This is a genomic window from Streptomyces sp. NBC_00820 (assembly GCF_036347055.1).
Taxonomy (GTDB): domain Bacteria; phylum Actinomycetota; class Actinomycetes; order Streptomycetales; family Streptomycetaceae; genus Streptomyces.
The window spans coordinates 1,605,606-1,632,079 of sequence record NZ_CP108882.1 but is presented as its reverse complement, the minus strand read 5'-3'; the positions used below and the strand labels follow the sequence as shown (position 1 = coordinate 1,632,079).

At 71.0% G+C, this 26,474-nt stretch carries 23 protein-coding genes; 19 read left to right on the top strand and 4 right to left on the bottom strand.

Annotation, left to right across the window (positions count from 1 at the left end; genetic code table 11):
* Positions 1–54: 54 nt before the first annotated feature.
* Positions 55–780 carry a 3'-5' exonuclease gene (locus tag OIB37_RS07450; protein ID WP_330456734.1) on the bottom strand — a complete coding sequence of 242 codons (726 nt, stop codon included), beginning with the start codon at positions 778–780 and terminating at the stop codon, positions 55–57.
* A gap of 167 nt (positions 781–947) precedes the next feature.
* Between OIB37_RS07450 and OIB37_RS07445 the strand changes: the two genes are divergently transcribed.
* From OIB37_RS07445 to thrS, 3 genes are all read left to right on the top strand, one after another.
* The gene (locus OIB37_RS07445; protein WP_330456733.1) at positions 948–1,514 is read left to right on the top strand and encodes a DUF4365 domain-containing protein; all 567 of its coding nucleotides are present in this window, start codon (positions 948–950) and stop codon (positions 1,512–1,514) included.
* The gene (locus OIB37_RS07440; protein ID WP_330456732.1) at positions 1,511–2,767 is read left to right on the top strand and encodes a hypothetical protein; all 1,257 of its coding nucleotides are present in this window, start codon (positions 1,511–1,513) and stop codon (positions 2,765–2,767) included. Before OIB37_RS07445 ends, OIB37_RS07440 begins: the two co-directional genes overlap by 4 nt.
* Positions 2,768–2,876: 109 nt before the next feature.
* Entirely contained in the window at positions 2,877–4,853 is a 1,977-nt protein-coding gene (thrS, locus tag OIB37_RS07435; protein WP_330456731.1) for a threonine--tRNA ligase, read from the top strand.
* 36 nt (positions 4,854–4,889) lie between these two features.
* Here thrS and OIB37_RS07430 read toward each other — a convergent pair whose 3' ends face one another.
* On the bottom strand, positions 4,890–5,567 hold the full coding sequence (locus tag OIB37_RS07430; RefSeq protein ID WP_330461787.1) for a potassium channel family protein: 678 nt from the start codon (positions 5,565–5,567) through the stop codon (positions 4,890–4,892).
* A gap of 67 nt (positions 5,568–5,634) precedes the next feature.
* Here OIB37_RS07430 and OIB37_RS07425 point away from each other — a divergent pair, with 67 nt between their 5' ends.
* Positions 5,635–6,195 (top strand): HIT family protein, encoded by a 561-nt coding sequence (locus tag OIB37_RS07425; RefSeq protein WP_330456730.1) that lies wholly within the window; start codon positions 5,635–5,637, stop codon positions 6,193–6,195.
* A gap of 151 nt (positions 6,196–6,346) precedes the next feature.
* Here OIB37_RS07425 and OIB37_RS07420 read toward each other — a convergent pair whose 3' ends face one another.
* Together OIB37_RS07420 and OIB37_RS07415 are read right to left on the bottom strand one after the other, a co-directional pair.
* Positions 6,347–7,993: a hypothetical protein gene (locus tag OIB37_RS07420; RefSeq protein WP_330456729.1), complete on the bottom strand. Its 1,647-nt coding sequence runs from the start codon at positions 7,991–7,993 to the stop codon at positions 6,347–6,349.
* A 229-nt stretch (positions 7,994–8,222) separates the two neighbouring features.
* On the bottom strand, positions 8,223–10,421 hold the full coding sequence (locus OIB37_RS07415; protein ID WP_330456728.1) for an elongation factor G-like protein EF-G2: 2,199 nt from the start codon (positions 10,419–10,421) through the stop codon (positions 8,223–8,225).
* Positions 10,422–10,703: 282 nt separating this feature from the next.
* Here OIB37_RS07415 and pgsA point away from each other — a divergent pair, with 282 nt between their 5' ends.
* The 15 genes from pgsA (at position 10,704) to OIB37_RS07340 (ending at position 26,430) form a co-directional block, all read left to right on the top strand.
* The gene (pgsA, locus tag OIB37_RS07410; RefSeq protein WP_443058125.1) at positions 10,704–11,381 is read left to right on the top strand and encodes a phosphatidylinositol phosphate synthase; all 678 of its coding nucleotides are present in this window, start codon (positions 10,704–10,706) and stop codon (positions 11,379–11,381) included.
* Positions 11,378–12,286: a phosphatidylinositol mannoside acyltransferase gene (locus OIB37_RS07405; protein WP_330456727.1), complete on the top strand. Its 909-nt coding sequence runs from the start codon at positions 11,378–11,380 to the stop codon at positions 12,284–12,286. Before pgsA ends, OIB37_RS07405 begins: the two co-directional genes overlap by 4 nt.
* A complete protein-coding gene (locus tag OIB37_RS07400) occupies positions 12,283–13,443 on the top strand; it encodes a glycosyltransferase family 4 protein (protein WP_330456726.1) in 1,161 nt (386 codons plus the stop codon). The genes OIB37_RS07405 and OIB37_RS07400 overlap by 4 nt, the downstream gene beginning before the upstream one ends.
* Before the next feature lie 133 nt (positions 13,444–13,576).
* Positions 13,577–14,119, top strand: coding sequence for a hypothetical protein (locus OIB37_RS07395; protein ID WP_330456725.1), 543 nt, complete (start codon positions 13,577–13,579; stop codon positions 14,117–14,119).
* A 335-nt stretch (positions 14,120–14,454) separates the two neighbouring features.
* Complete coding sequence (pdxS, locus tag OIB37_RS07390; protein WP_443058124.1) at positions 14,455–15,360, top strand: pyridoxal 5'-phosphate synthase lyase subunit PdxS; 906 nt, start codon at positions 14,455–14,457, stop codon at positions 15,358–15,360.
* A 13-nt stretch (positions 15,361–15,373) separates the two neighbouring features.
* The gene (gene pdxT / locus OIB37_RS07385; protein ID WP_330456724.1) at positions 15,374–15,976 is read left to right on the top strand and encodes a pyridoxal 5'-phosphate synthase glutaminase subunit PdxT; all 603 of its coding nucleotides are present in this window, start codon (positions 15,374–15,376) and stop codon (positions 15,974–15,976) included.
* Between the two features lie 51 nt (positions 15,977–16,027).
* Positions 16,028–16,780: a YebC/PmpR family DNA-binding transcriptional regulator gene (locus tag OIB37_RS07380; protein WP_330456723.1), complete on the top strand. Its 753-nt coding sequence runs from the start codon at positions 16,028–16,030 to the stop codon at positions 16,778–16,780.
* Between the two features lie 138 nt (positions 16,781–16,918).
* Entirely contained in the window at positions 16,919–17,494 is a 576-nt protein-coding gene (gene ruvC / locus OIB37_RS07375; protein ID WP_330456722.1) for a crossover junction endodeoxyribonuclease RuvC, read from the top strand.
* The gene (gene ruvA / locus OIB37_RS07370) at positions 17,491–18,096 is read left to right on the top strand and encodes a Holliday junction branch migration protein RuvA (protein ID WP_330456721.1); all 606 of its coding nucleotides are present in this window, start codon (positions 17,491–17,493) and stop codon (positions 18,094–18,096) included. The genes ruvC and ruvA overlap by 4 nt, the downstream gene beginning before the upstream one ends.
* Before the next feature lie 28 nt (positions 18,097–18,124).
* A complete protein-coding gene (gene ruvB, locus OIB37_RS07365; RefSeq protein ID WP_330456720.1) occupies positions 18,125–19,219 on the top strand; it encodes a Holliday junction branch migration DNA helicase RuvB in 1,095 nt (364 codons plus the stop codon).
* A gap of 167 nt (positions 19,220–19,386) precedes the next feature.
* Positions 19,387–19,944 (top strand): preprotein translocase subunit YajC, encoded by a 558-nt coding sequence (gene yajC / locus OIB37_RS07360; protein WP_330456719.1) that lies wholly within the window; start codon positions 19,387–19,389, stop codon positions 19,942–19,944.
* A gap of 143 nt (positions 19,945–20,087) precedes the next feature.
* Positions 20,088–21,911: a protein translocase subunit SecD gene (gene secD / locus OIB37_RS07355; protein WP_330456718.1), complete on the top strand. Its 1,824-nt coding sequence runs from the start codon at positions 20,088–20,090 to the stop codon at positions 21,909–21,911.
* Between the two features lie 4 nt (positions 21,912–21,915).
* On the top strand, positions 21,916–23,025 hold the full coding sequence (secF, locus tag OIB37_RS07350) for a protein translocase subunit SecF (protein WP_330456717.1): 1,110 nt from the start codon (positions 21,916–21,918) through the stop codon (positions 23,023–23,025).
* On the top strand, positions 23,022–23,561 hold the full coding sequence (locus OIB37_RS07345; RefSeq protein ID WP_330456716.1) for an adenine phosphoribosyltransferase: 540 nt from the start codon (positions 23,022–23,024) through the stop codon (positions 23,559–23,561). The genes secF and OIB37_RS07345 overlap by 4 nt, the downstream gene beginning before the upstream one ends.
* Positions 23,562–23,919: 358 nt before the next feature.
* Complete coding sequence (locus OIB37_RS07340) at positions 23,920–26,430, top strand: RelA/SpoT family protein (protein WP_330456715.1); 2,511 nt, start codon at positions 23,920–23,922, stop codon at positions 26,428–26,430.
* The last annotated feature ends 44 nt before the right edge of the window (positions 26,431–26,474 follow it).

Here is a 26,474-nt window from a genome sequence, read left to right as displayed (position 1 = left end):
CAACACGAACACCACCAGACGCCGGCCCAGATGCCGACGCCCTACGCCGACGCCCTACGCCGCCGCCGACAGCTCCGGCCGCAGCGGCCAGTCCGTGCTGACCGTCTCCTCCGAGCCGCTGCGTGCGAACCACGCCTGCAGCCCGCGCGCCTGCGCCGCGTGCCAGGTGGCCTGCAGCGAGTGCAGCTCGGCGGGGGACAACCGCTCCAGCCGGGCCGCGAACCGACGGCCCAGGGCCCGTACGACGTCCAGCGAGGCGAGCGCGTCCGCCGCCGCGTCGTGCGCGCCCTCCAGCGTCACGCCGTAGTGCTCGCACAGGTCGGTCAGGGTGCGCCGGCCCTTGCGGTAGCGGTCCAGGTGCTTGTCCAGCACCCGCGGGTCCAGCACCCGCAGCGGCGTCGACTCGAACCAGCGCTCCAGCGAGGACGCGCGGTGCCGGCGCAACTCCCGGTCCAGCAGCGTCAGATCGAACGGAGCGTTCATCACCACCAGCGGACGGCCCATCGCCGCGTGCTCCGTCAGCTGCTCGGCTATCTCGTACATCACCGGCGCGGGCCAGCGGCCGTTGTGCTGAAGGTGTTCCTCCGTCAGCCCGTGCACCGCTGTCGCCGCCTCGGGCACCGGCACCCCCGGGTTCACCAGCCAGCGGACCACCCGCGGCCGGGTACCCGGCGCGTCCTGGACGACGACGGCGGCCGAAACGATTCGGTCGGTCTCGACGTCCACGCCCGTCGTCTCCGTGTCGAAGGCCGCGAGCGGCCCCTCGTACCAGTTCGCCATCCCACCCAACTCCTTGTTCACCCACGGCAGATGACGTACCGTCTTCTGCCCGTTTGGTGATACCCGGGCCGTTTGCGCCGTACGCCGGAAGGACACAACAGGAGTACGGGTCTTTGCAGTTCAGCGGCCCGCACCGGGGAGAGTCTTGGTTTGGAAGGCTGTTGGTCATGGCCATAGCGCAGCCCGAGCGGGGCGGGCTGCTGCCCGACCGTTCGGGCGCCCTTCGCGGCACCCTCGCCACCACCGCCTGCATGGAGACCCTGCAGGTCGGCTATCTGCACGCGGTCGCCGCCGCGGCGGGCTGCTCGCTGTCCCAGCCGTTCCCGGACAACGGCATCGACTGGCACGTCAGCCACAGCGCGCCCGGCCACACCGTCGACGACGAGGTCACCATCAAGGTGCAGCTCAAATGCACCTACCAGATCGCGCCCAACCCCCCGGGCCCCTCCTTCTCCTTCACCCTCGACAACGACCACCTGCGCAAACTCGCCCGCACACCCGTCTCGGTGCACAAGATCCTGGTCGTCATGCTCGTCCCGCGTTCCCAGGACGACTGGCTGCGCGCCGGCCACGACCGGCTCGACCTGCGGCACTGCTGCTACTGGGTCAACCTCGCCGGTCACCCCGTCACCGGACGGCACCGGACCACCGTGCGGATACCGACCTCGCGCATCTTCGACGACCGGGCGCTGTGCGAGATCATGACGCGGGTCGGAACCGGAGGCAGGCCATGAGGAGCCGTCCGTACGACGAGCCGCTCCGGCAGGTGCGGCCGCACCCCGACACCTCTCCCGGAACCGTCCCCTGGAACCAGCCCCCCGACCCCGCCCGGGTCGACCCGGCCGTCCTCGGCGCCCTGCTGCGCCGGCACGGCTGGCACCGGCGCGGCGGCGCCCCCGGGCGGTACGGCCGCTGGACCCCGCCGGACCCCGCCGGCGCCGGGACCAGCCTGCTGGTCCCGGAGAGCCGCGCCTTCCCCGACAGCGACGACCTGCTCGGCGACGCCCTCGCGGCCCTCGCCCGCAGCGACACCCCCTCCGCACGCGAAGTGCTGATCTCCCTCGCCGTGCCCAGCGACGAGATCCGCTGGTGGCGCGACACCCCCCGCGGTCCGGTCGGCGCCGCGCCCTGGACCGTGGACGGGGAACTGCGTGCCGCGGCCCGGCGGATGCTGCTCGCGGCCGCGCTCGCCACCCGCGCGCGTGCCGGCTACTACGGCGCCCGGCACCGGCGCCCCGCCGCCGCCCTGCTGGAGAACGTCCTGGTCGGCCCCGCCGCCGGGGACGGCGGACTGACCGCCTTCGTGCCCGCGCCCGCCGCCCGCCCCCTCGCCGTCCGCCTCCACCAGGCCCTGTACGCCGCCCGTGAGGCCATCGACTACCAGCGGGCCACCGGCGGCATGGACGCCTTCGACGGCGCCGTCGAGGCCGGCGTCAGCCGCGAACTGACCGAGGCGCTCGGCACACTCGTCCGGGGCACCGAGGGCGCGCGCGTCGCCGTCGCCTGGGCCCCCGGAGCAGGCGTCCCCGAGGGCTGCGCCGCCTCCGCCGAACCCGTCGAGTTCTCGCCCGGCGACCTGCCCGTGCTGTGCGCGGCCGGCCTGCGCTACCTGCGGGAGGAACCCTCCGTGCCGGTCCGCGTCACCGGCGTCGTGGTCCGCCTGCACCGGTCCGCGCCGCGCGGCGAGGGCACCGTACGGCTGCGCGTGCTCGCCGGCGCCGAGGTACCGCATGTCCGCGTCACCCTGGGTGAGGAGGACTACCGCATCGCCGGCCATGCCCACCTCGTCGGCCTCCCGGTGCGGGTGCACGGCCGGCTGGAGCGCCGGGGTGGCTTCCGCAGGCTCACCGGGGCCACCGGAGTCGTACCCGTCCAGGTGGACGAGGCCGAGCGGGACCGGCTGATGAAGTCCCTCCAGGAGAACCTCGATTTCTTCGAGGAGGCCTGCGGGGAGGCCTGTGACGAGGGCTACGGGAGCGAGGCCTGACCGAGGGCCGCCGGTAACCGTTTCGCGGTCGGCGGTGTCGGGTCGGTACGATCCTTTGTGCGCGCGCTCCTGGTATGGCGCCGCTTCCACCTTCAGTCAGGAGAGACCGGTGTCAGACGTCCGTGTGATCATCCAACGCGATTCCGAGCGGGAAGAACGCGTGGTGACGACGGGCACTACGGCCGCCGACCTCTTCGCGGGCGAACGTTCGATCGTTGCCGCGCGTGTGGGCGGCGAGCTGAAGGACCTCAGTCACGAGCTGTCCGACGGCGACGAGGTCGAGGGTGTCGAGATCTCGTCCGAGGACGGTCTGAACATCCTGCGCCACTCCACCGCGCACGTCATGGCGCAGGCCGTGCAGGAGCTGTTCCCCGAGGCCAAGCTCGGTATCGGCCCGCCCGTCAAGGACGGCTTCTACTACGACTTCGACGTCGAGAAGCCCTTCCACCCCGATGACCTCAAGGCCATCGAGAAGAAGATGCAGGAGATCCAGAAGCGCGGCCAGCGCTTCTCCCGCCGCGTCGTCACCGACGAGGAGGCCCGCGCGGAGCTGGCCGACGAGCCGTACAAGCTGGAGCTGATCGGCCTCAAGGGCTCGGCCTCCTCCGACGACGGCGCGGACGTCGAAGTCGGCGCCGGAGAGCTGTCGATCTACGACAACCTGGACGCCAAGACCGGCGAGCTGTGCTGGAAGGACCTCTGCCGCGGTCCCCACCTGCCCTCCACCCGGCTGATCCCGGCGTTCAAGCTGATGCGCAACGCGGCCGCCTACTGGCGCGGCAGCGAGAAGAACCCGATGCTCCAGCGCATCTACGGCACCGCCTGGCCGTCCAAGGACGAGCTCAAGGCGCACCTGGACTTCCTCGCCGAGGCCGAGAAGCGCGACCACCGCAAGCTCGGCTCCGAGCTGGACCTCTTCTCCGTCCCCGAGCAGATCGGCTCCGGCCTCGCCGTCTTCCACCCCAGGGGCGGCATCATCCGCCGCGTGATGGAGGACTACTCGCGCCGCCGGCACGAGGAGGAGGGCTACGAGTTCGTCTACACCCCGCACGCGACGAAGGGGAAGCTCTTCGAGACCTCGGGCCACCTGGACTGGTACGCCGACGGCATGTACCCGCCCATGCAGCTCGACGAGGGCGTGGACTACTACCTCAAGCCCATGAACTGCCCGATGCACAACCTGATCTTCGACGCGCGCGGCCGCTCCTACCGCGAACTGCCGCTGCGTCTGTTCGAGTTCGGGACCGTGTACCGGTACGAGAAGTCCGGCGTCGTGCACGGCCTGACCCGTGCCCGCGGCTTCACCCAGGACGACGCGCACATCTACTGCACCCGCGAGCAGATGGCGGAGGAGCTCGACAAGACGCTCACCTTCGTCCTCGGCCTGCTGCGCGACTACGGTCTGACCGACTTCTACCTGGAGCTCTCCACCAAGGACCCGGAGAAGTTCGTCGGCTCGGACGAGGCCTGGGAAGAGGCCACCGAGACGCTCCGCCAGGTCGCCGAGAAGCAGGGCCTGCCCCTGGTGCCCGACCCGGGCGGCGCCGCCTTCTACGGCCCGAAGATCTCCGTCCAGGCCAAGGACGCGATTGGCCGGACCTGGCAGATGTCGACCATCCAGCTCGACTTCAACCTGCCCGAGCGCTTCAACCTGGAGTACACGGGCCCCGACGGCTCCAAGCAGCGCCCGGTCATGATCCACCGCGCCCTGTTCGGCTCCATCGAGCGGTTCTTCGCGGTGCTCCTGGAGCACTACGCGGGTGCCTTCCCGGCGTGGCTCGCCCCGGTCCAGGCGATCGGCATCCCGATCGGCGACGGCCACATCGAGTACCTGGAGAAGTTCGCGGCCGAGGCGAAGAAGAAGGGCCTGCGGGTCGAGGTGGACTCCTCCTCCGACCGCATGCAGAAGAAGATCCGCAACGCCCAGAAGCAGAAGGTGCCCTTCATGGTCATCGCGGGCGACGAGGACATGTCGAACAACTCGGTGTCCTTCCGCTACCGCGACGGCTCGCAGGAGAACGGCATCCCGTTCGACGAGGCCATCGCGAAGATCGCGAAGGTCGTGGAGGAGCGCGTCCAGGTCTGATCCGGACGCTTGCTCATCCGGTCGGCGCGCACGGCGTCAGGGCCCCCGGGGATCACTTCCCCGGGGGCCCTCCCTGTCGCTGCCGCCGGCGAACCGCTGCATCAGCCACGACGAGAACGAGCCCGTCACCGCGCCCAGCAGTGCCAGGCCGCAGATCATCAGGACCACCGCGACGATCCGCCCCTTGGGCGTCACGGGCACCACGTCGCCGTACCCGACCGTCGACAGAGTCGAGCAGACCCACCACACCGAGTCCCCGAAGGTACGGATCGAGGCGTGCGGGGCGGTGTGCTCGAACTGGTACACCTGCAGTGCGCCGGCGAAGCCCAGCAGCACCGAGGACATCCCGGCGTAGAGCATCACGAGCGCCTGCAGGGGCAGCTGCGTGTGTCCGTGCCGCCGCTCGACCAGCTCGTACGTCCGCACGATCCGTACCGGCCGCAGCAGTGGCAGCACCATGACCACCGTGTCCAGCCAGTGCCGCCGCACGAACCGCGGCAGCCTCTCGCCGCTGAGCCGCCAGCGCACCACGTAGTCGCCGACGAAGAACGCCCAGGCGGCGCACGACAGCGACAGCAGCAGGTCGTGCACGGGCCCGGGCAGGCCCGGCGCGAGGACGTGCACCGCGTAGGCGCCGAGATAGACCAGTGAGGCGACGGCCAGCGGGCGGTCCGTCCACCGCTGCCAGCGCCGCATACGGCTGTCGTCGTCCACCGGCCAAGCTTGGCCGGTCACCGCGCTCCCTCCGCCCCGCCGACACGCCGCGAACGGGGGAAGCCATATGCTGCCTTGCATGACGAGTGAGCCGGAGCAGCAGATCGGAGTGGGGACGCAGGACGCGTTCCAGCGCCTGTGGACGCCCCACCGGATGGCCTACATCCAGGGCGAGAACAAGCCGAGCGGCCCGGGAGCCGACGACGGCTGCCCGTTCTGCTCGATCCCGGCCAAGTCCGACGAGGACGGTCTGATCGTCCACCGTGGCGATCACGTGTACGCCGTACTGAACCTCTACCCGTACAACGGCGGCCACCTGATGACCGTGCCCTACCGGCACGTGGCCGACTACACCGACCTGACCGGTCCGGAGACCGCCGAACTGGCCGAGCTGACCAAGCAGGCCATGACCGCCCTGCGCACCGCCTCCGGCGCCCACGGCTTCAACATCGGCATGAACCAGGGCACGGTGGCCGGCGCCGGCATCGCCGCCCACCTGCACCAGCACATCGTCCCCCGCTGGGGCGGCGACACGAACTTCATGCCCGTGGTGGGCCACACCAAGGTCCTGCCGCAGCTCCTCGCGGACACCCGCAAGATGCTGGCAGACGCCTGGCCCACGGCCTGACCGCCACCGCGTTCGACACCGCCCGCACCACTCAGCCCGTCCGGCGTCTGAGGACGAGGCCCCTCAAGGGCCGAAAGCGGGGGCCTGGGGGCGGCAGCCCCCAGCAACCCCACCGTCAGAACCCGTACGCCCCCGCCGAACCGCCGGAGGCCTACGCGTCGTAGAGGTCCGCCTTCCGCGGCGTCGGGTCCTGCACCAGTCCGCTGAGGATCGACGACCGGTTGCCGAACTTCTCCGTGTTCACGCCGTTCTCCTCGAGGACCCTGAGCGCGGAGGCGTGCACCACCCGCAGCACCGGCGTGGCCGCGCGCAGCGCGTCGTCGGCCATGAAGCGGTGCCGCCAGGGCTGGTCGGCCCAGGCGTGCCGCAGGCCGAACGGCTCGGGCAGGGCGATGGAGCCGCCGAGCCAGTTGAGCGCCGGCGGGTACCAGGTCAGCGGGGCGCGCGCGGCCAGCCTTACCACCTCGTCGGCGGGGACCAGCGGCAGCTTGATCGTGCGGTTCTCCCAGGGCTTGAGGGACTTGGCGACCTCCTTGGTCGGCGCCTCCGGCTTGGTGGTGAACAGCGGGTTTACTGGACCCAGCGCGTGCCCCGTCACCTCGATGCGCAGCGTCTCGTGCAGCACGGTCACCGTGATCATCATGGTGAGGATCAACTGGCCGTCCCACAGCGTCCACTGCACGCCCAGGTAGTGCCGGTCACCGCTGCCGAACTGCTGCTTGTTGCAGATGTCCTGTATGGCGTGCGGCTTGACCTGGAAGGCCTCGACGTCCGTGCCCTCGGGCCGGGACACCGCCTTGGCGCCCTCGCCGATCGGCGTGACGATCCAGTGCCGTATGGACGGCTTGGGGAAGCCGCCGGTGTTCAGCGGGCCCCGCTCCAGCATGCGCAGCTTGTCGTGGATGGACCGGATGACGTCCCAGCTGCGGAACGGGTGGATCTCCCGGGTGGGGTCGGCGGCGACCAGGTCCTCGGCCAGCTGCCAGGAACCCCAGCGGGTGCCCATGCCGAGTATGCCCTTGGGACCGGCGTAGAAGACGGAGTTGGACTGCTGCTCGGCGCTGAGCCGGGCCAGCGACTGGCGCAGCTGCTCGGCCGCCGTCTCGCCGGGGGCGCGCGGCACGGCCTCCGGGACCTTGGCGCCGACGCTGCTGCCCGAGAGCAGACCGTCCCAGCGTGCCCGCAGGTCCTTCGCGGTGCGCTCGCAGATCTGCTTGGCCCAGTACCAGCCCAGTACCGGGGCGATGACGGCCGCGCGCGCGTACCACGCCCAGAATCCGGTGAACGGCATCTTCAGCAGGAACAGCGCGGCCAGCACGCCGACCCCGGCGAGCAGCGCGGTGGCCAGCGTCCCGGCCCGCTTGTCGTCGCGTTTGGCGAGGTAGGTGCGCAACTGGAAGACGAGCAGCCAGCCGATCAGGCCGGGCAGGAAGATCAGCCCGCACACCACCATCACGGCGGCCAGCCGGTTGTCGCGCTCGCGGCGGATGTTGTTCGCCGCCAGGCAGTGCTCCACGACGACCTGGGGATCGGTGCCGAAGGACTGGATGAGCGGCTTGCGGCCGCTCGTGAGCATGCGGTCGACGACGGCCCGGGAGAAGGCCTCGCCGAGGTTCGGCCGGAGCAGACGGATCCTGCCGTCCTTGACGGTCGACTCGTGCCATTCGTTGTCGGTCTTCTTGATCTCCCCGTACTCGTTGTCCCGGTAGGCAGCCGAGGCCAGTGCGAAGGTCGCCGCCTGGCCCTCGTCGCCGGAGACGGGCACCTGAGGCCCGTCCCACTCCGTTCCGACCGACATTCCCGCCCCCATCGCCGCCGGTGCCGCTCCTGCGGCCTTCCCGACTTCCGCGCTCCGCACACCTGTTGAACAGGCCGAATGTTGAACAGGCCGCAGTACCGTGCCGTATGGCGCTGTCGCACGACGCCGGCACGACGTGATCCGTCGGTCAGCGTATCCGCAGGCACTGACAGTCCGTCGGCGGACGGCCGAAGCCGCCCGCCGGCGCACGGTGTGTGTCAGTGGTGGACTACGGTGTCTCGCCCGCCTGTTCGCGGATGCGGTCGGCGACCTGTGGCGGCATCGGCTCGTGCCGCGCGTACACGCGGTTGAAGCGGGCCGTGCCGTGCGACAGGGAGCGCAGGTCGATCGCGTAGCGGCCGATCTCGAACTCGGGGACCTCGGCCCGGACCAGGGTCCGCCCCGAACCGACCTGTTCGGTGCCGAGCACCCGGCCGCGCCGGCTCGACAGATCGCTCATCACGGGGCCCACGTAGTCGTCGGCGACCAGCACGGTCACCTCGGCCACCGGCTCAAGGAGATGGATCCGCGTGTCGGCCGCGGCCTCGCGCAGGGCCAGCGCGCCCGCCGTCTGGAACGCGGCGTCGGAGGAGTCCACCGAGTGCGCCTTGCCGTCCAGCAGCGTGATCCGCACGTCGACCAGCGGATAACCGGCCGCGACCCCCTTGGCGGCCTGGGCCCGTACACCCTTCTCCACGGACGGGATGAACTGGCGGGGTACGGCACCGCCGACCACCTTGTCCACGAACTCGATGCCCGAGCCGCCCGGCAGCGGCTCCACCTCGATCTCGCAGATGGCGTACTGGCCGTGCCCGCCGGACTGCTTCACGTGCCGGCCGCGCCCGCCGGCCTTCGTCGCGAACGTCTCCCGCAGCGAGACCTTGTGCGGTACGACGTCGACCTGGACGCCGTACCGGCTGCGCAGCCGTTCCAGGGCGACGTCCGCGTGGGCCTCGCCCAGACACCACAGCACCACCTGGTGGGTGTTCTGGTTCTGTTCGAGCCGCATCGTCGGATCCTCTGCGACCAGCCGGGCAAGGCCCTGGGAGAGCTTGTCCTCGTCCGCCTTGCTGTGCGCCTGGATGGCGAGCGGCAGCAGGGGGTCGGGCATCTGCCAGGGCTCCATGAGCAGCGGGTCGTCCTTGGCCGAGAGCGTGTCCCCGGTCTCGGCCCGGCCGAGCTTGGCCACGCTCACCAGGTCGCCCGCGACCGCGTGCGGCACCGGGCGCTGCTGCTTGCCGAACGTCATGGACAGCGCGCCGACCCGCTCGTCGACGTCGTGGTCCTCGTGCCCGCGGTCGGTCAGGCCGTGCCCGGAGACGTGCACCGTGTCGTCGGGGCGCAGGGTGCCGGAGAAGACGCGGACCAGGGAGACCCGGCCGACGTAGGGGTCGGAGGAGGTCTTGACGACCTCGGCGACCAGCGGTCCGTCCGTGTCGCACGCCTTCAGCTCGCGCGGCCTGCCGTCGATCGTGGTCACCCCCGGCATGGGGTGCTCGAACGGGGTCGGGAAGCCGCGGGTGACCAGCTCCAGCAGTTCGATGGTGCCGAGCCCCTGCCGGGCGCCCTCGGCGGCCGGCGCGGCCGCCACCACCGGGAAGAACGTGCCGCGTGCCACGCCCCGTTCCAGGTCCTCGATCAGCGTCTTGACGTCGATCTGCTCGCCGCCGAGGTAGCGGTCCATGAGGGTCTCGTCCTCGCTCTCGGCGATGATCCCCTCGATGAGCCGGTTGCGGGCCTCCTCGATGCCCGGAAGCTGGTCCTCACCGGGCTCGGACTCCTTGCGCTCCCCGGACGCGTAGTCGAACAGCTTCCGGGTCAGCAGCCCGGTCAGCCCGGTCACGGGAGCGTGTCCGTCGGGGCCCTCCGCCCCGCGCAGCGGCAGGTACAGCGGGAGCACGGCGTCGGGGTCGTCGCCGCCGAAGGCCTCCGCGCACACCCGGGTCATCTCCTCGAAGTCCGCGCGCGCGGACTCCAGGTGCGTGACGACGATCGCGCGGGGCATGCCGACGGCCTGGCACTCGTCCCACACCATCCGGGTCGAGCCGTCCACCCCGTCCGAGGCCGAGACGACGAAGAGGGCCGCGTCCGCCGCCCGCAGACCGGCCCTCAGCTCCCCGACGAAGTCGGCGTAGCCGGGGGTGTCGAGGAGATTGATCTTGATGCCGTCCCATTCGACCGGGACCAGCGAGAGCTGTACCGAGCGCTGCTGCCGGTGCTCGATGTCGTCGTAGTCGGAGACGGTGCCGCCGTCCTCCACGCGGCCCGCCCGGTTCACCGCCCCCGCGGTCAGCGCGAGGGCCTCCACCAAGGTCGTCTTGCCGGATCCGCAGTGGCCGACCAGCACCACATTCCTTACGGACGCGGGGTGGTCGGCCGCCATAGCCCTGCCGGCGGCTCCGGGGTGTGACTGTGCTTTGTCGCCCATGATCCTGCCTCCCGTGCACGGTGAGGTCACTGTGGGCGCGGACACGCGGTACCGCGTGCACTGGCGGCTCCTGCGACGCCCGCGGTCCTTCGAGCTTTCCACTCCCGTCATGCCGCGTCCATACGGCGGACGGCGATCACGCCATGCGCCCCCGCGCGGGCCCGGGTGCCCCGGATCGGCGCGGACCGCGGGTGCCCGCCCGCCACGCGCCCGCGTGCGTGGCTACGATGGGCCAGCCGGTGGCCACCAGGGGCCGCGGCTACACCGACCCTCGGGAAGGCCATGCTGAACAAGTACGCGCGTGCATTCTTCACGCGTGTCCTCACACCGTTCGCCGCGTTTCTCATCCGCAGAGGCGTGAGCCCCGACACGGTCACGCTCCTCGGCACGGCCGGCGTGGTCGCGGGCGCGCTGGTCTTCTACCCCCGGGGCGAGTTCTTCTGGGGCACCATCGTCATCACGCTCTTCGTCTTCTCGGACCTGGTCGACGGCAACATGGCACGCCAGCTGGGCCGCTCCAGCCGCTGGGGCGCCTTCCTCGACTCCACCCTGGACCGGGTCGCCGACGGCGCGATCTTCGGCGGCTTCGCCCTCTGGTACGCGGGCAGCGGCGACGACAACGTCATGTGCGCCGTCTCGATCTTCTGCCTGGCCAGCGGCCAGGTGGTGTCGTACACGAAGGCGCGCGGCGAGTCGATCGGGCTGCCCGTGGCCGTCAACGGGCTCGTCGAGCGCGCCGAACGGCTGGTGATCTCGCTGGTCGCGGCCGGCTTCGCGGGCCTGCACAAGTTCGGCGTGCCGGGCATCCAGTGGCTGCTGCCGATCGCTTTGTGGATCGTCGCCGTGGGGAGCCTCGTCACGCTGGTCCAGCGGGTCGTCACCGTCCGCCGCGAGTCCGCCGAGGCGGACGCGGAGGCGGCGCGGCAGGACGCGGTCCGGGGGAGCGGGGCTGCCGAGTGAGCACCACCGAACGGATCACCGACACGCTGTACGGCCTGGGCTGGAGCACCGTCAAGAAGCTCCCCGAGCCCGTCGCCGTCCGCCTCGGCCGGACCATCGCCGACCTCGCCTGGAAACGGCGCGGCAAGGGCGTCCAGCGCCTGGAGGCCAACTACGCGCGCGTGGTGCCGGACGCGACCCCCGAGCGCCTCGCAGAACTCTCCCGCGCGGGCATGCGCTCCTACCTGCGCTACTGGATGGAGTCCTTCCGGCTCCCGGCCTGGAGCCCCGAGCGGATCAAGGGCGGCTTCGACCCCAAGGGCGAGCACTACCTGGTCGACGGGCTCGCCGCCGGAAACGGCGTGATACTGGCCCTGCCGCACCTGGCCAACTGGGACCTGGCCGGCGCCTGGGTCACCACGAAACTGGAGACCCCCTTCACCACGGTCGCCGAGCGCCTCAAGCCCGAGACGCTGTACGACCGCTTCGTCGCCTACCGCGAGGGCCTCGGCATGGAGGTGCTCGCGCACAACGGCGCCTCCGCCTTCGGCACCCTGGCCCGCAGGCTGCGTGACGGCGGCCTGGTCTGCCTGGTCGCCGACCGTGACCTGTCCGCCTCCGGCGTCGAGGTCGACTTCTTCGGCGAGCGGACCCGGATGCCCGCCGGCCCGGCCCTGCTCGCCCAGCAGACCGGCGCGCTGCTGCTGCCGGTCACGCTCTGGTACGACGAATCGCCCGTCATGCAGGGAAAGGTGCACGCTCCGATCGAGGTGCCGGAATCAGGTACCCGGGCGGAGAAGACGTCTGTCATGACACAGGCGCTGGCCGACGCCTTCGCCACCGGGATCGCCGACCATCCGGAGGACTGGCACATGCTCCAGCGTCTGTGGCTCGCCGACCTCGACCCGGCGAAGGGACCGTCGTGAGAATCGGGATCGTCTGCCCGTACTCCTGGGACGTGCCCGGGGGCGTCCAGTTCCACATCCGCGACCTCGCCGAGTACTTCATCGGCCTCGGCCACGAGGTGTCCGTCCTCGCGCCCGCCGACGACGACACACCGCTGCCGCCGTACGTCGTCTCGGCCGGCCGAGCGGTCCCGGTGCCGTACAACGGCTCGGTGGCCCGGCTGAACTTCGGGTTCCTGTCCGCCGCGCGGGTGCGCCGCTGGCTGCACGACGGCGCGTTCGACGTGGTGCACATCCACGAGCCGACCTCGCCGTCGCTGGGCCTGCTCACCTGCTGGGCGGCGCAGGGCCCCATCGTGGCCACCTTCCACACGTCCAACCCGCGCTCGCGCGCGATGATCGCCGCGTACTCGATCCTCCAGGCCGCGCTGGAGAAGATCAGCGCCCGGATCGCCGTCAGCGAGTACGCGCGCCGCACCCTGGTCGAGCACCTGGGCGGGGACGCGGTGGTCATCCCGAACGGCGTCGACGTCGGCTTCTTCGCCAAGGCCGAGGCCAAGGCGCGGTGGCAGGGCGAGACGATCGGCTTCATCGGCCGTATCGACGAGCCCCGCAAGGGCCTGCCGGTCCTGATGCGGGCCCTGCCGAAGATCCTGGCGGCCCGGCCGGGGGCGCGGCTGCTGGTCGCGGGCCGGGGCGACGAGGAGGCCGCCGTCGCGGAGCTGCCCGCGGAACTGCGGTCCCGGGTGGAGTTCCTCGGCATGGTCAGCGACGAGGACAAGGCGAGCCTCCTGCGCAGCGTCGACCTGTACATCGCGCCCAACACCGGCGGCGAGAGCTTCGGCATCATCCTCGTCGAGGCCATGTCGGCGGGCGCCCCCGTCCTCGCCTCCGACCTCGACGCCTTCGTCCAGGTCCTCGACCGGGGCGCGGCCGGCGAGGTCTTCGCCAACGAGGACGCCGACGCCCTCGCCGAGGCCGCCGTACGCCTGCTCGCGGACCCCGCGCGGCGGGCCGAACTGCGCGAGCGCGGAAGCGCGCACGTGCGGCGGTTCGACTGGTCGACGGTCGGCGCGGACATCCTGTCGGTGTACGAGACGGTCACCGCGGGGACGAGCGCGGTCGACGCCGACGAGCGGACGGGGCTGTGGGCGCGCTTCGGGCTGGCCCGGGACTGAGGCACCGACGGCGCGGGGCGCGGCACGCGGCGTACCTCGCGGGATCGCGACGGACCGCGGGGACGCCGTGCCGGCACCGCCCGGCCCGGACGGGGATGCGGGTGGGCCGCCGGCCCACCGATAGCCTTCGCCCGTGACCGCAACACTCATCTGGATCCTCGTCGCGTTCGTCGCGATCGGCGTGTACCTGAGCTGGACGGCAGGACGGCTGGACCGGCTGCACGTGCGCATGGACGCCGCCCGCGCCGCGCTCGACGCGCAGCTGCTGCGCAGAGCCTCCGTGGCGCAGGAGCTGGCCACCTCGGGTGTGCTGGACCCGGCCGCCTCGATCGTGCTCTACGAGGCCGCGCACGCCGCCCGCCAGGCCGAGGAGGACCACCGGGAGGTCGCCGAGAGCGAGCTGAGCCAGGCCCTGCGCGCGGTCTTCGGGGACCCGGGGCAGGTGGAGGCCGTCCGCATGGCCCCCGGAGGCGAGGAGGCGGCCCGTGAGCTGGCCGAGGCGGTGCGCAGGGTCCCGATGGCCCGCCGCTTCCTCAACGACGCCGTGGGAGCCGCCCGCAGGCTCCGCGAGCACCGCAAGGTGCGCTGGTTCCGGCTGGCCGGCCACGCCCCGTTCCCGCTGGCCTTCGAGATGGACGACGAGCCGCCCGCGGCCCTCGTGAAGCGCATGGCCTAGGGGGTGTCGTTCGGATCAGGCCGCGGCGTCCGGTGCGGTGCCTCGCAAGGCGGAGGATCTGCCGCGTACCGGACGTACTCGGCCGATCCGACAACGCGGCGAGGTGCCGTGCCGGGCGTCGCGGACCCGAGCTGATCCAAACGACACCCCCTAGCCGCACCGGCCTCCTGAAGAGCACGGTTCGGCAGCGCCTCCGGCCACGCGCGGGGGGCCAGGTTCGGGTCAGGTCCGGCCAAAACGATCCACCGGCTTGCCATTGGCCCTTGCTTTGGCCTGGTCGGTTCACGTTTCCTCGCTGATGCACAAACCCTCTTCACCGTCAGTGAGGTCACCCCGTGTCCACCAATGAGAACCAGGCTCCCGAGACCGGCACCGCCCGCGTGAAGCGCGGCATGGCCGAGCAGCTCAAGGGCGGCGTGATCATGGACGTCGTCAACGCGGAGCAGGCGAAGATCGCCGAGGACGCGGGCGCCGTCGCGGTCATGGCCCTGGAGCGGGTCCCGGCCGACATCCGCAAGGACGGCGGTGTCGCCCGTATGTCCGACCCGGACATGATCGAGGGCATCATCGACGCCGTCTCGATCCCGGTCATGGCCAAGTCCCGCATCGGCCACTTCGTCGAGGCCCAGGTGCTGCAGTCCCTCGGCGTCGACTACATCGACGAGTCCGAGGTCCTCACCCCGGCCGACGAGGTCAACCACTCCGACAAGTGGGCCTTCACGACCCCCTTCGTCTGCGGTGCCACCAACCTGGGCGAGGCCCTGCGCCGCATCGCCGAGGGCGCGGCCATGATCCGCTCCAAGGGCGAGGCCGGCACCGGCAACGTCGTCGAGGCCGTCCGTCACCTGCGCCAGATCAAGGGCGAGATCGCCAAGCTGCGCGGCTGCGACAACAACGAGCTGTTCGCCGCCGCCAAGGAGCTGCGCGCCCCCTACGAGCTGGTCAAGGAGGTCGCCGAGCTGGGCAAGCTCCCGGTGGTCCTCTTCTCCGCCGGTGGCGTCGCCACCCCGGCCGACGCCGCCCTGATGCGCCAGCTCGGCGCCGAGGGCGTCTTCGTCGGCTCCGGCATCTTCAAGTCCGGCGACCCGGCCAAGCGCGCCGCCGCCATCGTGAAGGCCACCACCTTCTACGACGACCCGAAGATCATCGCGGACGCGTCCCGCAACCTCGGCGAGGCCATGGTCGGCATCAACTGCGACACCCTCCCCGAGACCGAGCGCTACGCCAACCGCGGCTGGTAAGGCACTGACACCCATGAACACCCCCGTCATCGGCGTCCTGGCCCTCCAGGGCGACGTGCGGGAGCACCTCATCGCCCTGGCCGCGGCGGACGCCGTGGCCAGGCCGGTCAGGCGCCCCGAGGAACTCGCCGAGGTGGACGGTCTCGTCCTGCCCGGCGGAGAGTCCACCACCATCTCCAAGCTGGCCGTCCTCTTCGGCGTGATGGAGCCCCTTCGCGCGCGCGTGCGGGGCGGCATGCCCGTCTACGGCACCTGCGCGGGCATGATCATGCTCGCCGACAAGATCCTCGACCCGCGCTCGGGCCAGGAGACGGTCGGCGGCATCGACATGATCGTGCGCCGCAACGCCTTCGGCCGGCAGAACGAGTCGTTCGAGGCGGCGGTCGACGTCAAGGGCGTCACGGGCGCCCCTGTGGAGGGCGTCTTCATCCGCGCCCCCTGGGTCGAGTCCGTCGGGGCCGGGGCCGAGGTGCTCGCCGAGCACGGCGGCCACATCGTCGCGGTCCGGCAGGGCAACGCGCTCGCCACGTCGTTCCACCCGGAGCTGACCGGCGACCACCGCGTGCACTCCCTGTTCGTCGACATGGTGCGAGCGAACCGGACACCGGACGCCTAGTAGGATCTCTGGGGTTCGTACAGAGTTGGGTTACGCGAAGGAGACAGGCAGATGTCCGGCCACTCTAAATGGGCTACGACGAAGCACAAGAAGGCCGTGATCGACGCCAAGCGCGGCAAGCTCTTCGCGAAGATGATCAAGAACATCGAGGTCGCGGCCCGTACGGGCGGCGCCGACCCGGCCGGCAACCCGACCCTGTTCGACGCCATTCAGAAGGCCAAGAAGAGCTCGGTCCCGAACAAGAACATCGACTCCGCGGTCAAGCGCGGCGCCGGTCTCGAGGCCGGTGGCGCCGACTACGAGACGATCATGTACGAGGGCTACGGTCCGAACGGCGTCGCGGTGCTCATCGAGTGCCTCACCGACAACCGCAACCGTGCCGCCTCCGACGTCCGCGTCGCCATGACCCGCAACGGCGGCAACATGGCCGACCCGGGCTCCGTCTCGTACCTGTTCAACCGCAAGGGCGTCATCGTCGTCCCCAAGGGTGAGCTGACCGAGGACGACGTCCTCGGCGCCGTCCTGGAGGCCGGTGCCGAAGAGGTCAACGACCTCGGCGAGTCCTTCGAGGTGCTCAGCGAGGCCACCGACCTGGTCGCGGTCCGCACCGCCCTCCAGGAGGCCGGCATCGACTACGACTCGGCCGACGCCAACTTCGTCCCGACCATGCAGGTCGAGCTGGACGAGGAGGGCGCCAAGAAGATCTTCAAGCTGATCGACGCGCTCGAGGACAGCGACGACGTGCAGAACGTCTTCGCCAACTTCGATGTCAGCGACGAGGTCATGGAGAAGGTCGACGCCTGACACCGGGCGCGCTTTTCGCAGGGTCTCACGGGCCGACGGGACACCCCGTCGGCCCGTCGCCTTGCCGGGGGCGGCTGCACCGCGTTGTCAGTGGCACCCGATAGCCTGCGCAAACAGGAGATCGAAGGAGGGGCTGGGGTGCGCGTACTGGGGGTGGACCCGGGGTTGACCCGATGCGGTGTCGGAGTGGTCGAGGGAGTCGCCGGACGCCCGCTGACCATGATCGGCGTCGGAGTCGTCCGCACGCCCCCCGACGCCGAACTCAGCCACCGCCTGCTCGCCGTCGAGCAGGGCATAGAGCAGTGGCTCGACGAACACCGGCCCGAGTTCGTCGCCGTGGAGCGCGTCTTCAGCCAGCACAACGTGAGCACCGTCATGGGCACCGCCCAGGCCAGCGCGGTCGCCATGCTGTGCGCCGCCCGGCGCGGCATCCCGGTCGCCCTGCACACCCCCAGCGAGGTCAAGGCCGCCGTCACCGGCAGCGGCCGCGCCGACAAGGCCCAGGTCGGAGCCATGGTCACCCGCCTCCTGCGGCTGTCCGCCCCGCCCAAGCCCGCCGACGCCGCGGACGCCCTCGCGCTCGCCATCTGCCACATCTGGCGGGCCCCCGCCCAGAACCGGCTCCAGCAGGCCGTCGCCCTGCACACCGCCAAGGCACCGGCCTCGCGGACCTCGCCGACATCACCGACATCACCGAAAGGCCGAACGGCATGATCGCCTTCGTCAGCGGCACGGTTGCCGCACTCGCCCCGGACGCGGCGGTCGTCGAGGTCGGCGGCGTCGGCATGTCCCTGCAGTGCACGCCCGACACGCTCTCCAGGCTCCGCCTGGGGCAGCCCGCCAAGCTGCACACCTCGCTCGTCGTGCGCGAGGACTCCCTGACCCTGTACGGCTTCGCCGACGACGACGAGCGCCAGGTCTTCGTCCTGCTGCAGACCGCGAGCGGAGTCGGCCCCCGCCTCGCCCAGGCCATGCTCGCCGTACACAGCCCGGACGCCCTGCGCCGCGCGGTCGCCACCGGCGACGAGAAGGCCCTCACGGCCGTCCCCGGCATCGGTAAGAAGGGCGCGCAGAAGCTGTTGCTGGAGCTGAAGGACCGGCTCGGCGCGCCCACCGGCGCCGCCGTGGCCGGCACCCCGGTCACCCAGGGCTGGCGCGACCAGCTGCACGCGGCCCTCGTCGGCCTCGGCTACGCCGGTCGCGAGGCCGACGAAGCCGTGTCCGCCGTGGCCCCCCAGGCCGAGGCCGCCGAGGGCACACCCCAGGTGGGCGCGCTGCTCAAGGCCGCCCTGCAGACCCTGAACCGCGCCCGCTGACCTGCGCCACCCCGCTAGGAGTACTTCAGTGAACTGGGACGACACGACCGAACCCCCCGCCGAGGAGCGGCTCGGCGGCCCCGCCGAGGAGCGGCTGGTGGACTCGGTCGCCGACCGGGAGGACCAGGCCGTCGAGGCGGCCCTGCGCCCCAAGGACCTCGGCGAGTTCATCGGCCAGGAGAAGGTCCGCGAACAGCTCGACCTCGTCCTGCGCGCCGCACGCGCGCGCGGCGCCACCGCCGACCACGTCCTGCTCTCCGGCGCCCCCGGCCTGGGCAAGACCACCCTGTCGATGATCATCGCGGCCGAGATGGGCGCCCCCATCCGCATCACCTCCGGCCCCGCCATCCAGCACGCCGGCGACCTCGCCGCGATCCTCTCCTCCCTCCAGGAGGGCGAGGTCCTCTTCCTGGACGAGATCCACCGCATGTCCCGGCCCGCCGAGGAGATGCTGTACATGGCGATGGAGGACTTCCGGGTCGACGTCATCGTCGGCAAGGGCCCCGGCGCCACCGCCATCCCGCTGGAACTGCCGCCCTTCACCCTGGTCGGCGCCACCACGCGCGCGGGCCTGCTGCCGCCCCCGCTGCGCGACCGCTTCGGTTTCACCGCGCACATGGAGTTCTACGAGCCCACCGAGCTGGAGCGGGTCGTGCACCGCTCGGCCGGCCTGCTCGACGTCGGGATCGAGTCCGACGGCGCCGCCGAGATCGCCGGCCGGTCCCGGGGCACACCCCGTATCGCCAACCGTCTGCTGCGCCGCGTGCGCGACTACGCCCAGGTCAAGGCGGACGGCCTGATCACCCGCGAGATCGCCGAGGCCGCCCTCGCCGTCTACGAGGTCGACCCGCGCGGCCTCGACCGCCTCGACCGCGCGGTGCTCCAGGCTCTGCTGAAGCTGTTCGGCGGCGGCCCGGTCGGCCTGTCGACGCTCGCCGTCGCCGTGGGGGAGGAGCGCGAGACGGTCGAGGAGGTCGCCGAGCCCTTCCTGGTGCGGGAGGGTCTGCTCGCCCGCACTCCGCGTGGCCGCGTCGCCACTCCCGCGGCATGGGCGCATCTCGGCCTGACCCCGCCGGGCTCGGCGGCCTCGGGAAACGGACAACAGGACCTGTTCAGGGCGTGACGGCGGGGGCATTGGCGGGGGCAGGAACCCAGGTGCCATGCTGAGCGTTGTTCCATGCACGCGGACTCGCTTAGACTCCGCCGATGCCGCCCTTGCGGGCGGCGCCCACCTCACCCCCATCCATCAGGCCGCTGTCCGCCGCGGTCGTGCGAAGGAAATCCCGTCCCGTGAATACCTTGACCCTTCTCCCGTTCATCGTGCTCATCGCGGCCATGTTCCTGATGACGCGCTCGGCCAAGAAGAAGCAGCAGCAGGCCAACCAGATGCGGAACGAGATGCAGCCCGGCTCCGGCGTCCGCACGATCGGGGGGATGTACGCGACGGTCAAGGAGATCAACGAGGACACCGTCCTCCTTGACGCCGGCCCCGGTGTCGACCTTCTCTTCGCCAAGAACTCGATCGGTGCCGTCCTGACCGACGACGAGTACAACCGCATCGTCCACGGCGTCGAGCACGACCTGAAGTCCGACGTCTCCATCGTCCCGGACGACGCCTCCTCCCTCACCGGGACCGACGAGCCCGCCGCTGCCGCCGCCTCCGACGACAAGCCCGTCGACTTCGGCAAGAAGGACGCCGTCGAGGACGAGCCGGCCGAGGAAAAGGCCGCCGAGGACAAGGCCGAGACGGCCGACAAGGCCGAGGTCAAGGCCGACGCGCCCGCTGCCGCCGAGGCCGAGGCGGACGAAGAGCCGAAGAAGACCGAAGGCGACTCCGGCACCAAGTAGTCACGCCCCGGGGCGGTGGCGGCGCGGCAGGACGGCGCCCCGCGCGCCCCGGGCGCGTCTGTTTCCCGCACGGGATCCCGACACCATGTCATGGCCGACCGCGCCGACCGGGCGCGGGGCGGCCCGAGAGGGAGTACGAGAAGGTGGCAGCACCTAAGAAGGGCCGGAGCGCGAGCGCTCAGAGCAAGCCAGGGCGCTCGCTGGTCCTCATCCTGATCGCCATCGTGGCGCTCGCCGGGGGAATGTTCGCCTCCGGACACACCACTCCGCGTCTCGGCATCGACCTTGCCGGTGGTACGAGCATCACGCTCAAGGCGAAGGCCGACCAGGGGTCGGCGATCAACAAGGCCAACATGGACACCGCGGTCGACATCATGAACCGCCGCGTCAACGGCCTTGGCGTCTCCGAGGCGGAGGTGCAGACCCAGGGGACCGACCACATCATCGTCAACATCCCCAAGGGCACCAACTCCAAGGAGGCCCAGCAGCAGGTCGGCACCACCGCCAAGCTGTACTTCCGCCCGGTCCTCGCCACCGAGCCCACCGGTGCCGCCGCGACCCCGTCGCCGGGTGCCTCCTCCAGCGCCTCCACCACGCCGAACCCGAAGGGCAGCGCCTCCGCGAACCCGTCGGGCAGCGCCTCCACCAGCGGGCAGAAGGCGTCCTCGACCAGCACCGGGTCCCCGAGCGCCCCCGCCACCCCGCAGGGCCGCGCGGTCACCGACGCGTTGAAGGCCGACGCCAAGGCGACGTCCTCCGCCACCCCGGGCGCCTCGTCGTCCGCGAGCGCCAAGTCCTCCGCGAACCCGTCCTCGACGTCCTCCGGCGCCCCCACCGACGGCGACACCAGCAAGCTCCAGGCCCAGTACGCCGCCCTGGACTGCTCCAAGCCCGCCCAGCGCGCGACGGCCGGCCAGAACGCCAAGCCGGGCGCCCCCACCGTGGCCTGCGGTGAGAACGACAAGGTCTGGTTCAAGTACCTGCTCGGCCCGGCCGCCGTGGACGGCACCGAGGTGAAGAAGGCCCAGGCGGTCTTCGACACCCAGGGCGCCGCCGGCTGGCAGGTGCAGATGAGCTTCACCTCCAGCGGCGCGAAGAAGTTCGGAGACGTCACCGCCCAGCTCGCCCAGCAGGCGCAGTCCGGGCAGAACCAGTTCGGCATCGTCCTCGACGGCAACGTCGTCTCCGCCCCGAGCGTGAGCACCGCCATCACCGGCGGCCAGGCCGAGATCACCGGCCGCTTCACGCAGCAGGAGGCGCAGAGCCTGTCCAACATGCTGTCCTACGGCGCGCTTCCGCTGTCGTTCAAGGAAGAGACCGTCACCACGGTGACCGCCGCGCTCGGCGGTGAGCAGCTGCACGCCGGTCTGCTCGCCGGCGCCATCGGCCTCGCCCTGGTCGTCATCTACCTGGTGATCTACTACCGCGGTCTGTCGCTCGTGGCCATGGCCTCCCTGCTGATCTCCGCGATCCTCACCTACGTGCTCATGGCGCTCCTCGGCCCGGCCATCGGCTTCGCGCTGAACCTGCCGGCCGTCTGCGGCGCCATCGTCGCCATCGGTATCACCGCGGACTCGTTCATCGTGTACTTCGAACGCATCCGGGACGAGATCCGGGAGGGCCGCAGCCTGCGCCCCGCCGTCGAGCGGGCCTGGCCGCGCGCCCGGCGCACCATCCTGGTCTCCGACTTCGTGTCCTTCCTCGCCGCCGCCGTGCTGTTCATCGTCACCGTCGGCAAGGTGCAGGGCTTCGCGTTCACGCTCGGCCTGACCACCGTGCTCGACGTGGTCGTCGTCTTCTTCTTCACCAAGCCGCTCATGTCGCTCCTCGCGCGCCGCAAGTTCTTCGCGAACGGCCACAAGTGGTCCGGGCTCGACCCCAAGGGCCTGGGAGCCAAGCCGCCGCTGCGCCGTACCCGCCGTTCCGCCGGTCCTGCCGCCGGCCCTGTCGACCCGAAGGAGGCGTGAGCGAATGTCGAAACTCGGCAACCTCGGCGCCCGGCTGCACCGCGGCGAGATCAGCTACGACTTCATCGGCAAGCGCAAGATCTGGTACGGCGTCTCGATCCTGATCACCATCACGGCCATCGTCGGCCTGGCGGTGCGCGGCCTGAACATGGGCATCGAGTTCCAGGGCGGTGCCGTCTTCACCACGCCGACGCACATGAGCGCGTCGGTGGCGCAGGCCGAGGACTTCGCCAAGAGTGCCTCCGGCCACGAAGCGGTCGTGCAGAAGCTCGGCAACGGCAGCCTGCGCATCCAGATCGCGGGCATCGACACCGACAAGTCCGACGAGATCAAGCAGACGCTGGCCAAGGACCTGAGCCTCAACCCCGAGAAGCTGAACGCCGACCTGGTCGGCCCCAGCTGGGGTGAGCAGATCGCCAACAAGGCCTGGGAAGGCCTGGTCATCTTCATGGTGCTCGTGGTGATCTACCTGGCGATCGCCTTCGAGTGGCGTATGGCCGTCGCGGCCCTCGTCGCGCTGATCCACGACATCACCATCACGGTCGGCATCTACGCCCTGGTGGGCTTCGAGGTCACGCCCGGTACGGTCATCGGTCTGCTGACGATCCTCGGTTACTCGCTCTACGACACTGTCGTCGTCTTCGACAGTCTCAAGGAGCAGACGAAGGACATCACCAAGCAGACCCGCTTCACCTACAGCGACATCGCCAACCAGTCGATCAACGGCACGCTGGTGCGTTCCATCAACACCACCGTGGTCGCGCTGCTTCCGGTGGCCGGTCTGCTGTTCATCGGCGGCGGCTTCCTCGGCGCCGGCACGCTGAACGACATCTCGCTGTCGCTGTTCGTCGGCCTCGCCGCCGGTGCGTACTCCTCGATCTTCATCGCCACCCCGCTCGTCGCCGACCTCAAGGAGCGCGAGCCGGCGATGAAGGCTCTGCGTAAGCGGGTCATGGCCAAGCGTGCCCAGGCCGGCGCCGAGGGCGACCCCGCCGAGGCGGGGTCCGGCGCCGGTGACGAGTACGATGACGCAGCGCCCGCCGTGGTGGGCCCGCGTAACCAGCCCGCGACCCGCAACCGGGGCCGCGGCCGATCCACCGGAAAGCGTCGATGACAGACATCCAGGAGCTGCTGCTCAGCCGAATCCGTGACGTGGCCGATTATCCGGAGCCGGGTGTGATGTTCAAGGACATCACGCCGCTGCTCGCGGACCCGGCGGCGTTCACGGCACTGACCGACACGCTGGCCGAGATCGCCACCAGCACCGGGTCGACCAAGGTGGTCGGTCTCGAGGCGCGGGGCTTCATCCTCGGTGCGCCGGTCGCCGTCCGCGCGGGGCTCGGGTTCATCCCCGTCCGCAAGGCGGGCAAGCTCCCCGGCGCCACCCTGCGGCAGGCCTACGACCTGGAGTACGGCTCCGCGGAGATCGAGGTCCACGCCGAGGACCTGGTCGCCGGTGACCGGGTGCTGATCGTGGACGACGTGCTCGCGACCGGCGGTACGGCCGAGGCCGCGATCCAGCTGATCCAGCGGGCCGGGGCCGAGGTCTCGGGTCTCGCGGTGCTCATGGAGCTGGGCTTCCTGGGCGGCCGTACGCGCCTGGAGTCCGCGCTGAACGGGGCACCGCTGGAGGCGCTGCTCCAGGTCTGAGCGCGGTGACGTGACACACGCACGAAGCGGCCCCCGGGTGACCCGGAGGCCGCTTCGTGCTTCCCGCAGCACCAGCCGCACCCGCTGACCCAGCCGTACCTGTCGCCCCAGCCGCCCCAGCCATACCCGCCGCCCCAGCCGTACCCGCAACACCACCCACCGGACATGTCCGCGGCACCCGCCGGCCACCACCGGTCCACCCCCTGGATTCCGCCCCCTGGAATCCCGCGCGCGTCCCTCGTGTTCCACCGGTAGACGGTTCTCCCGTCCGCCCGGAGGCGAGGGTGGGGCGCAGGATCGCTACCATGGGTTCTCCGGAGCCTGACCGGGGGACCCGGATCGCGCACGAGGAGTCCTCTTGCCAGACGAGGCCCAGCCACTGACCGCCGCAAAGCCCGAGTCCGCCTCGGCACCCGCGGTGAAGCCCGCGCCCAACGCGTCCGACGCGAAGAACGACAGCCGCGGGACGGTCGAGCACGCCCAGTCCGCGCCCGTCGAGAAGACCGCGGACGCCGCGCGCCCCAAGCCCGCCGCACCCGTGCGCCCTGCCGCGGGCCAGCCCCGCTCCGGCTCCTCCAACCGCGTCCGCGCCCGCCTGGCCCGTCTCGGCGTACAGCGCGCGAACCCGTACAACCCGGTGCTCGAACCGCTGCTGCGCATAGTGCGCAGCAACGACCCGAAGATCGAGACCTCCACCCTCCGGCAGATCGAGAAGGCGTACCAGGTCGCCGAGCGCTGGCACCGCGGCCAGAAGCGCAAGAGCGGCGACCCGTACATCACCCACCCGCTCGCGGTGACCACCATCCTCGCCGAGCTCGGCATGGACCCGGCCACCCTCATGGCCGGCCTGCTGCACGACACGGTCGAGGACACCGACTACGGCCTGGACGATCTGCGCCGGGAGTTCGGCGACGTCGTCGCCCTCCTCGTCGACGGCGTCACCAAGCTGGACAAGGTCAAGTTCGGCGAGGCCGCGCAGGCCGAGACCGTGCGCAAGATGGTCGTCGCCATGGCCAAGGACCCGCGCGTCCTGGTCATCAAGCTCGCCGACCGCCTGCACAACATGCGCACCATGCGCTACCTCAAGCGCGAGAAGCAGGAGAAGAAGGCGCGCGAGACCCTCGAGATCTACGCGCCGCTCGCCCACCGCCTGGGCATGAACACCATCAAGTGGGAGCTGGAGGACCTCGCCTTCGCGATCCTCTACCCCAAGATGTACGACGAGATCGTGCGTCTGGTGGCCGAGCGGGCGCCGAAGCGCGACGAGTACCTGGCCATAGTGACCGACGAGGTCCAGGCCGACCTGCGCGCCGCCCGCATCAAGGCGACCGTCACCGGCCGGCCGAAGCACTACTACAGCGTCTACCAGAAGATGATCGTCCGCGGCCGTGACTTCGCGGAGATCTACGACCTGGTCGGCATCCGGGTCCTGGTCGACACGGTCCGCGACTGCTACGCCGCCCTCGGCACGATCCACGCGCGATGGAACCCGGTCCCCGGCCGGTTCAAGGACTACATCGCGATGCCGAAGTTCAACATGTACCAGTCGCTGCACACGACGGTCATCGGACCCAACGGCAAGCCCGTCGAGCTGCAGATCCGCACCTTCGACATGCACCGGCGCGCCGAGTACGGCATCGCCGCGCACTGGAAGTACAAGCAGGAAGCCGTCGCCGGCGCCTCCAAGATCCGCACCGACGTCCCCAAGGGCCTGGGCAAGGACAAGGACGCCGTCAACGACATGGCGTGGCTCAGGCAGCTGCTGGACTGGCAGAAGGAGACCGAGGACCCCAGCGAGTTCCTGGAGTCCCTGCGCTTCGACCTGTCCCGCAACGAGGTCTTCGTCTTCACGCCGAAGGGCGACGTCATAGCGCTCCCGGCCGGGGCCACCCCGGTCGACTTCGCCTACGCGGTCCACACCGAGGTCGGCCACCGCACCATAGGAGCGCGGGTCAACGGCCGTCTCGTCCCGCTCGAGTCCACCCTGGACAACGGCGACCTGGTGGAGGTCTTCACCTCCAAGGCGGACAGCGCCGGCCCCTCCCGCGACTGGCTCGGCTTCGTCAAGTCGCCGCGGGCCCGCAACAAGATCCGGGCCTGGTTCTCCAAGGAGCGCCGCGACGAGGCGATCGAGCAGGGCAAGGACGCCATCGTCCGCGCCATGCGCAAGCAGAACCTGCCCATCCAGCGCATCCTCACCGGCGACTCCCTCGTCACGCTCGCGCACGAGATGCGCTACCCCGACATCTCCGCGCTGTACGCGGCGATCGGCGAGGGCCACGTCTCCGCGCCGAACGTCGTACAGAAGCTCGTGCAGGCCCTCGGCGGCGAGGAGGCCGCGACCGAGGAGATCGACGAGAGCGTCCCGCCGTCGCGCGGCCGCGGCCGCAAGCGCCGTTCCAGCTCCGACCCCGGCGTCGTGGTCAAGGGCGTCGACGACGTGTGGGTCAAGCTGGCCCGCTGCTGTACGCCCGTGCCCGGCGACCCGATCATCGGCTTCGTCACGCGGGGCAGCGGCGTATCGGTTCACCGCAGTGACTGCGTCAACGTGGACTCGCTGTCCCGCGAGCCGGAGCGCATCCTCGACGTCGAGTGGGCGCCCACCCAGTCCTCGGTCTTCCTGGTCGCCATCCAGGTGGAGGCCCTGGACCGCTCCCGCCTGCTGTCGGACGTCACCCGCGTGCTGTCCGACCAGCACGTCAACATCCTCTCCGCGGCCGTACAGACCTCCCGCGACCGCGTCGCCACCTCCCGCTTCACCTTCGAGATGGGCGACCCCAAGCACCTCGGCCACGTCCTGAAGGCCGTACGGGGTGTGGAGGGCGTCTACGACGTCTACCGCGTGACCTCGGCGCGCAACCGGTCGTAGGTCCAGGGACACATGCCGAAGGGCCCCGTACGGCGTGTACGGGG

Coding starts and splice junctions, on each gene's coding strand:
- OIB37_RS07450 (WP_330456734.1), bottom strand. CDS start 780: ATGGCGAACTGGTACGAGGGGCCGCTCGCGGCCTTCGACACGGAGACG.
- OIB37_RS07445 (WP_330456733.1), top strand. CDS start 948: ATGGCCATAGCGCAGCCCGAGCGGGGCGGGCTGCTGCCCGACCGTTCG.
- OIB37_RS07440 (WP_330456732.1), top strand. CDS start 1,511: ATGAGGAGCCGTCCGTACGACGAGCCGCTCCGGCAGGTGCGGCCGCAC.
- OIB37_RS07425 (WP_330456730.1), top strand. CDS start 5,635: ATGCTGCCTTGCATGACGAGTGAGCCGGAGCAGCAGATCGGAGTGGGG.
- OIB37_RS07420 (WP_330456729.1), bottom strand. CDS start 7,993: ATGTCGGTCGGAACGGAGTGGGACGGGCCTCAGGTGCCCGTCTCCGGC.
- OIB37_RS07415 (WP_330456728.1), bottom strand. CDS start 10,421: ATGGGCGACAAAGCACAGTCACACCCCGGAGCCGCCGGCAGGGCTATG.
- pgsA (WP_443058125.1), top strand. CDS start 10,704: ATGCTGAACAAGTACGCGCGTGCATTCTTCACGCGTGTCCTCACACCG.
- pdxT (WP_330456724.1), top strand. CDS start 15,374: ATGAACACCCCCGTCATCGGCGTCCTGGCCCTCCAGGGCGACGTGCGG.
- OIB37_RS07380 (WP_330456723.1), top strand. CDS start 16,028: ATGTCCGGCCACTCTAAATGGGCTACGACGAAGCACAAGAAGGCCGTG.
- ruvA (WP_330456721.1), top strand. CDS start 17,491: ATGATCGCCTTCGTCAGCGGCACGGTTGCCGCACTCGCCCCGGACGCG.
- secF (WP_330456717.1), top strand. CDS start 21,916: ATGTCGAAACTCGGCAACCTCGGCGCCCGGCTGCACCGCGGCGAGATC.
- OIB37_RS07345 (WP_330456716.1), top strand. CDS start 23,022: ATGACAGACATCCAGGAGCTGCTGCTCAGCCGAATCCGTGACGTGGCC.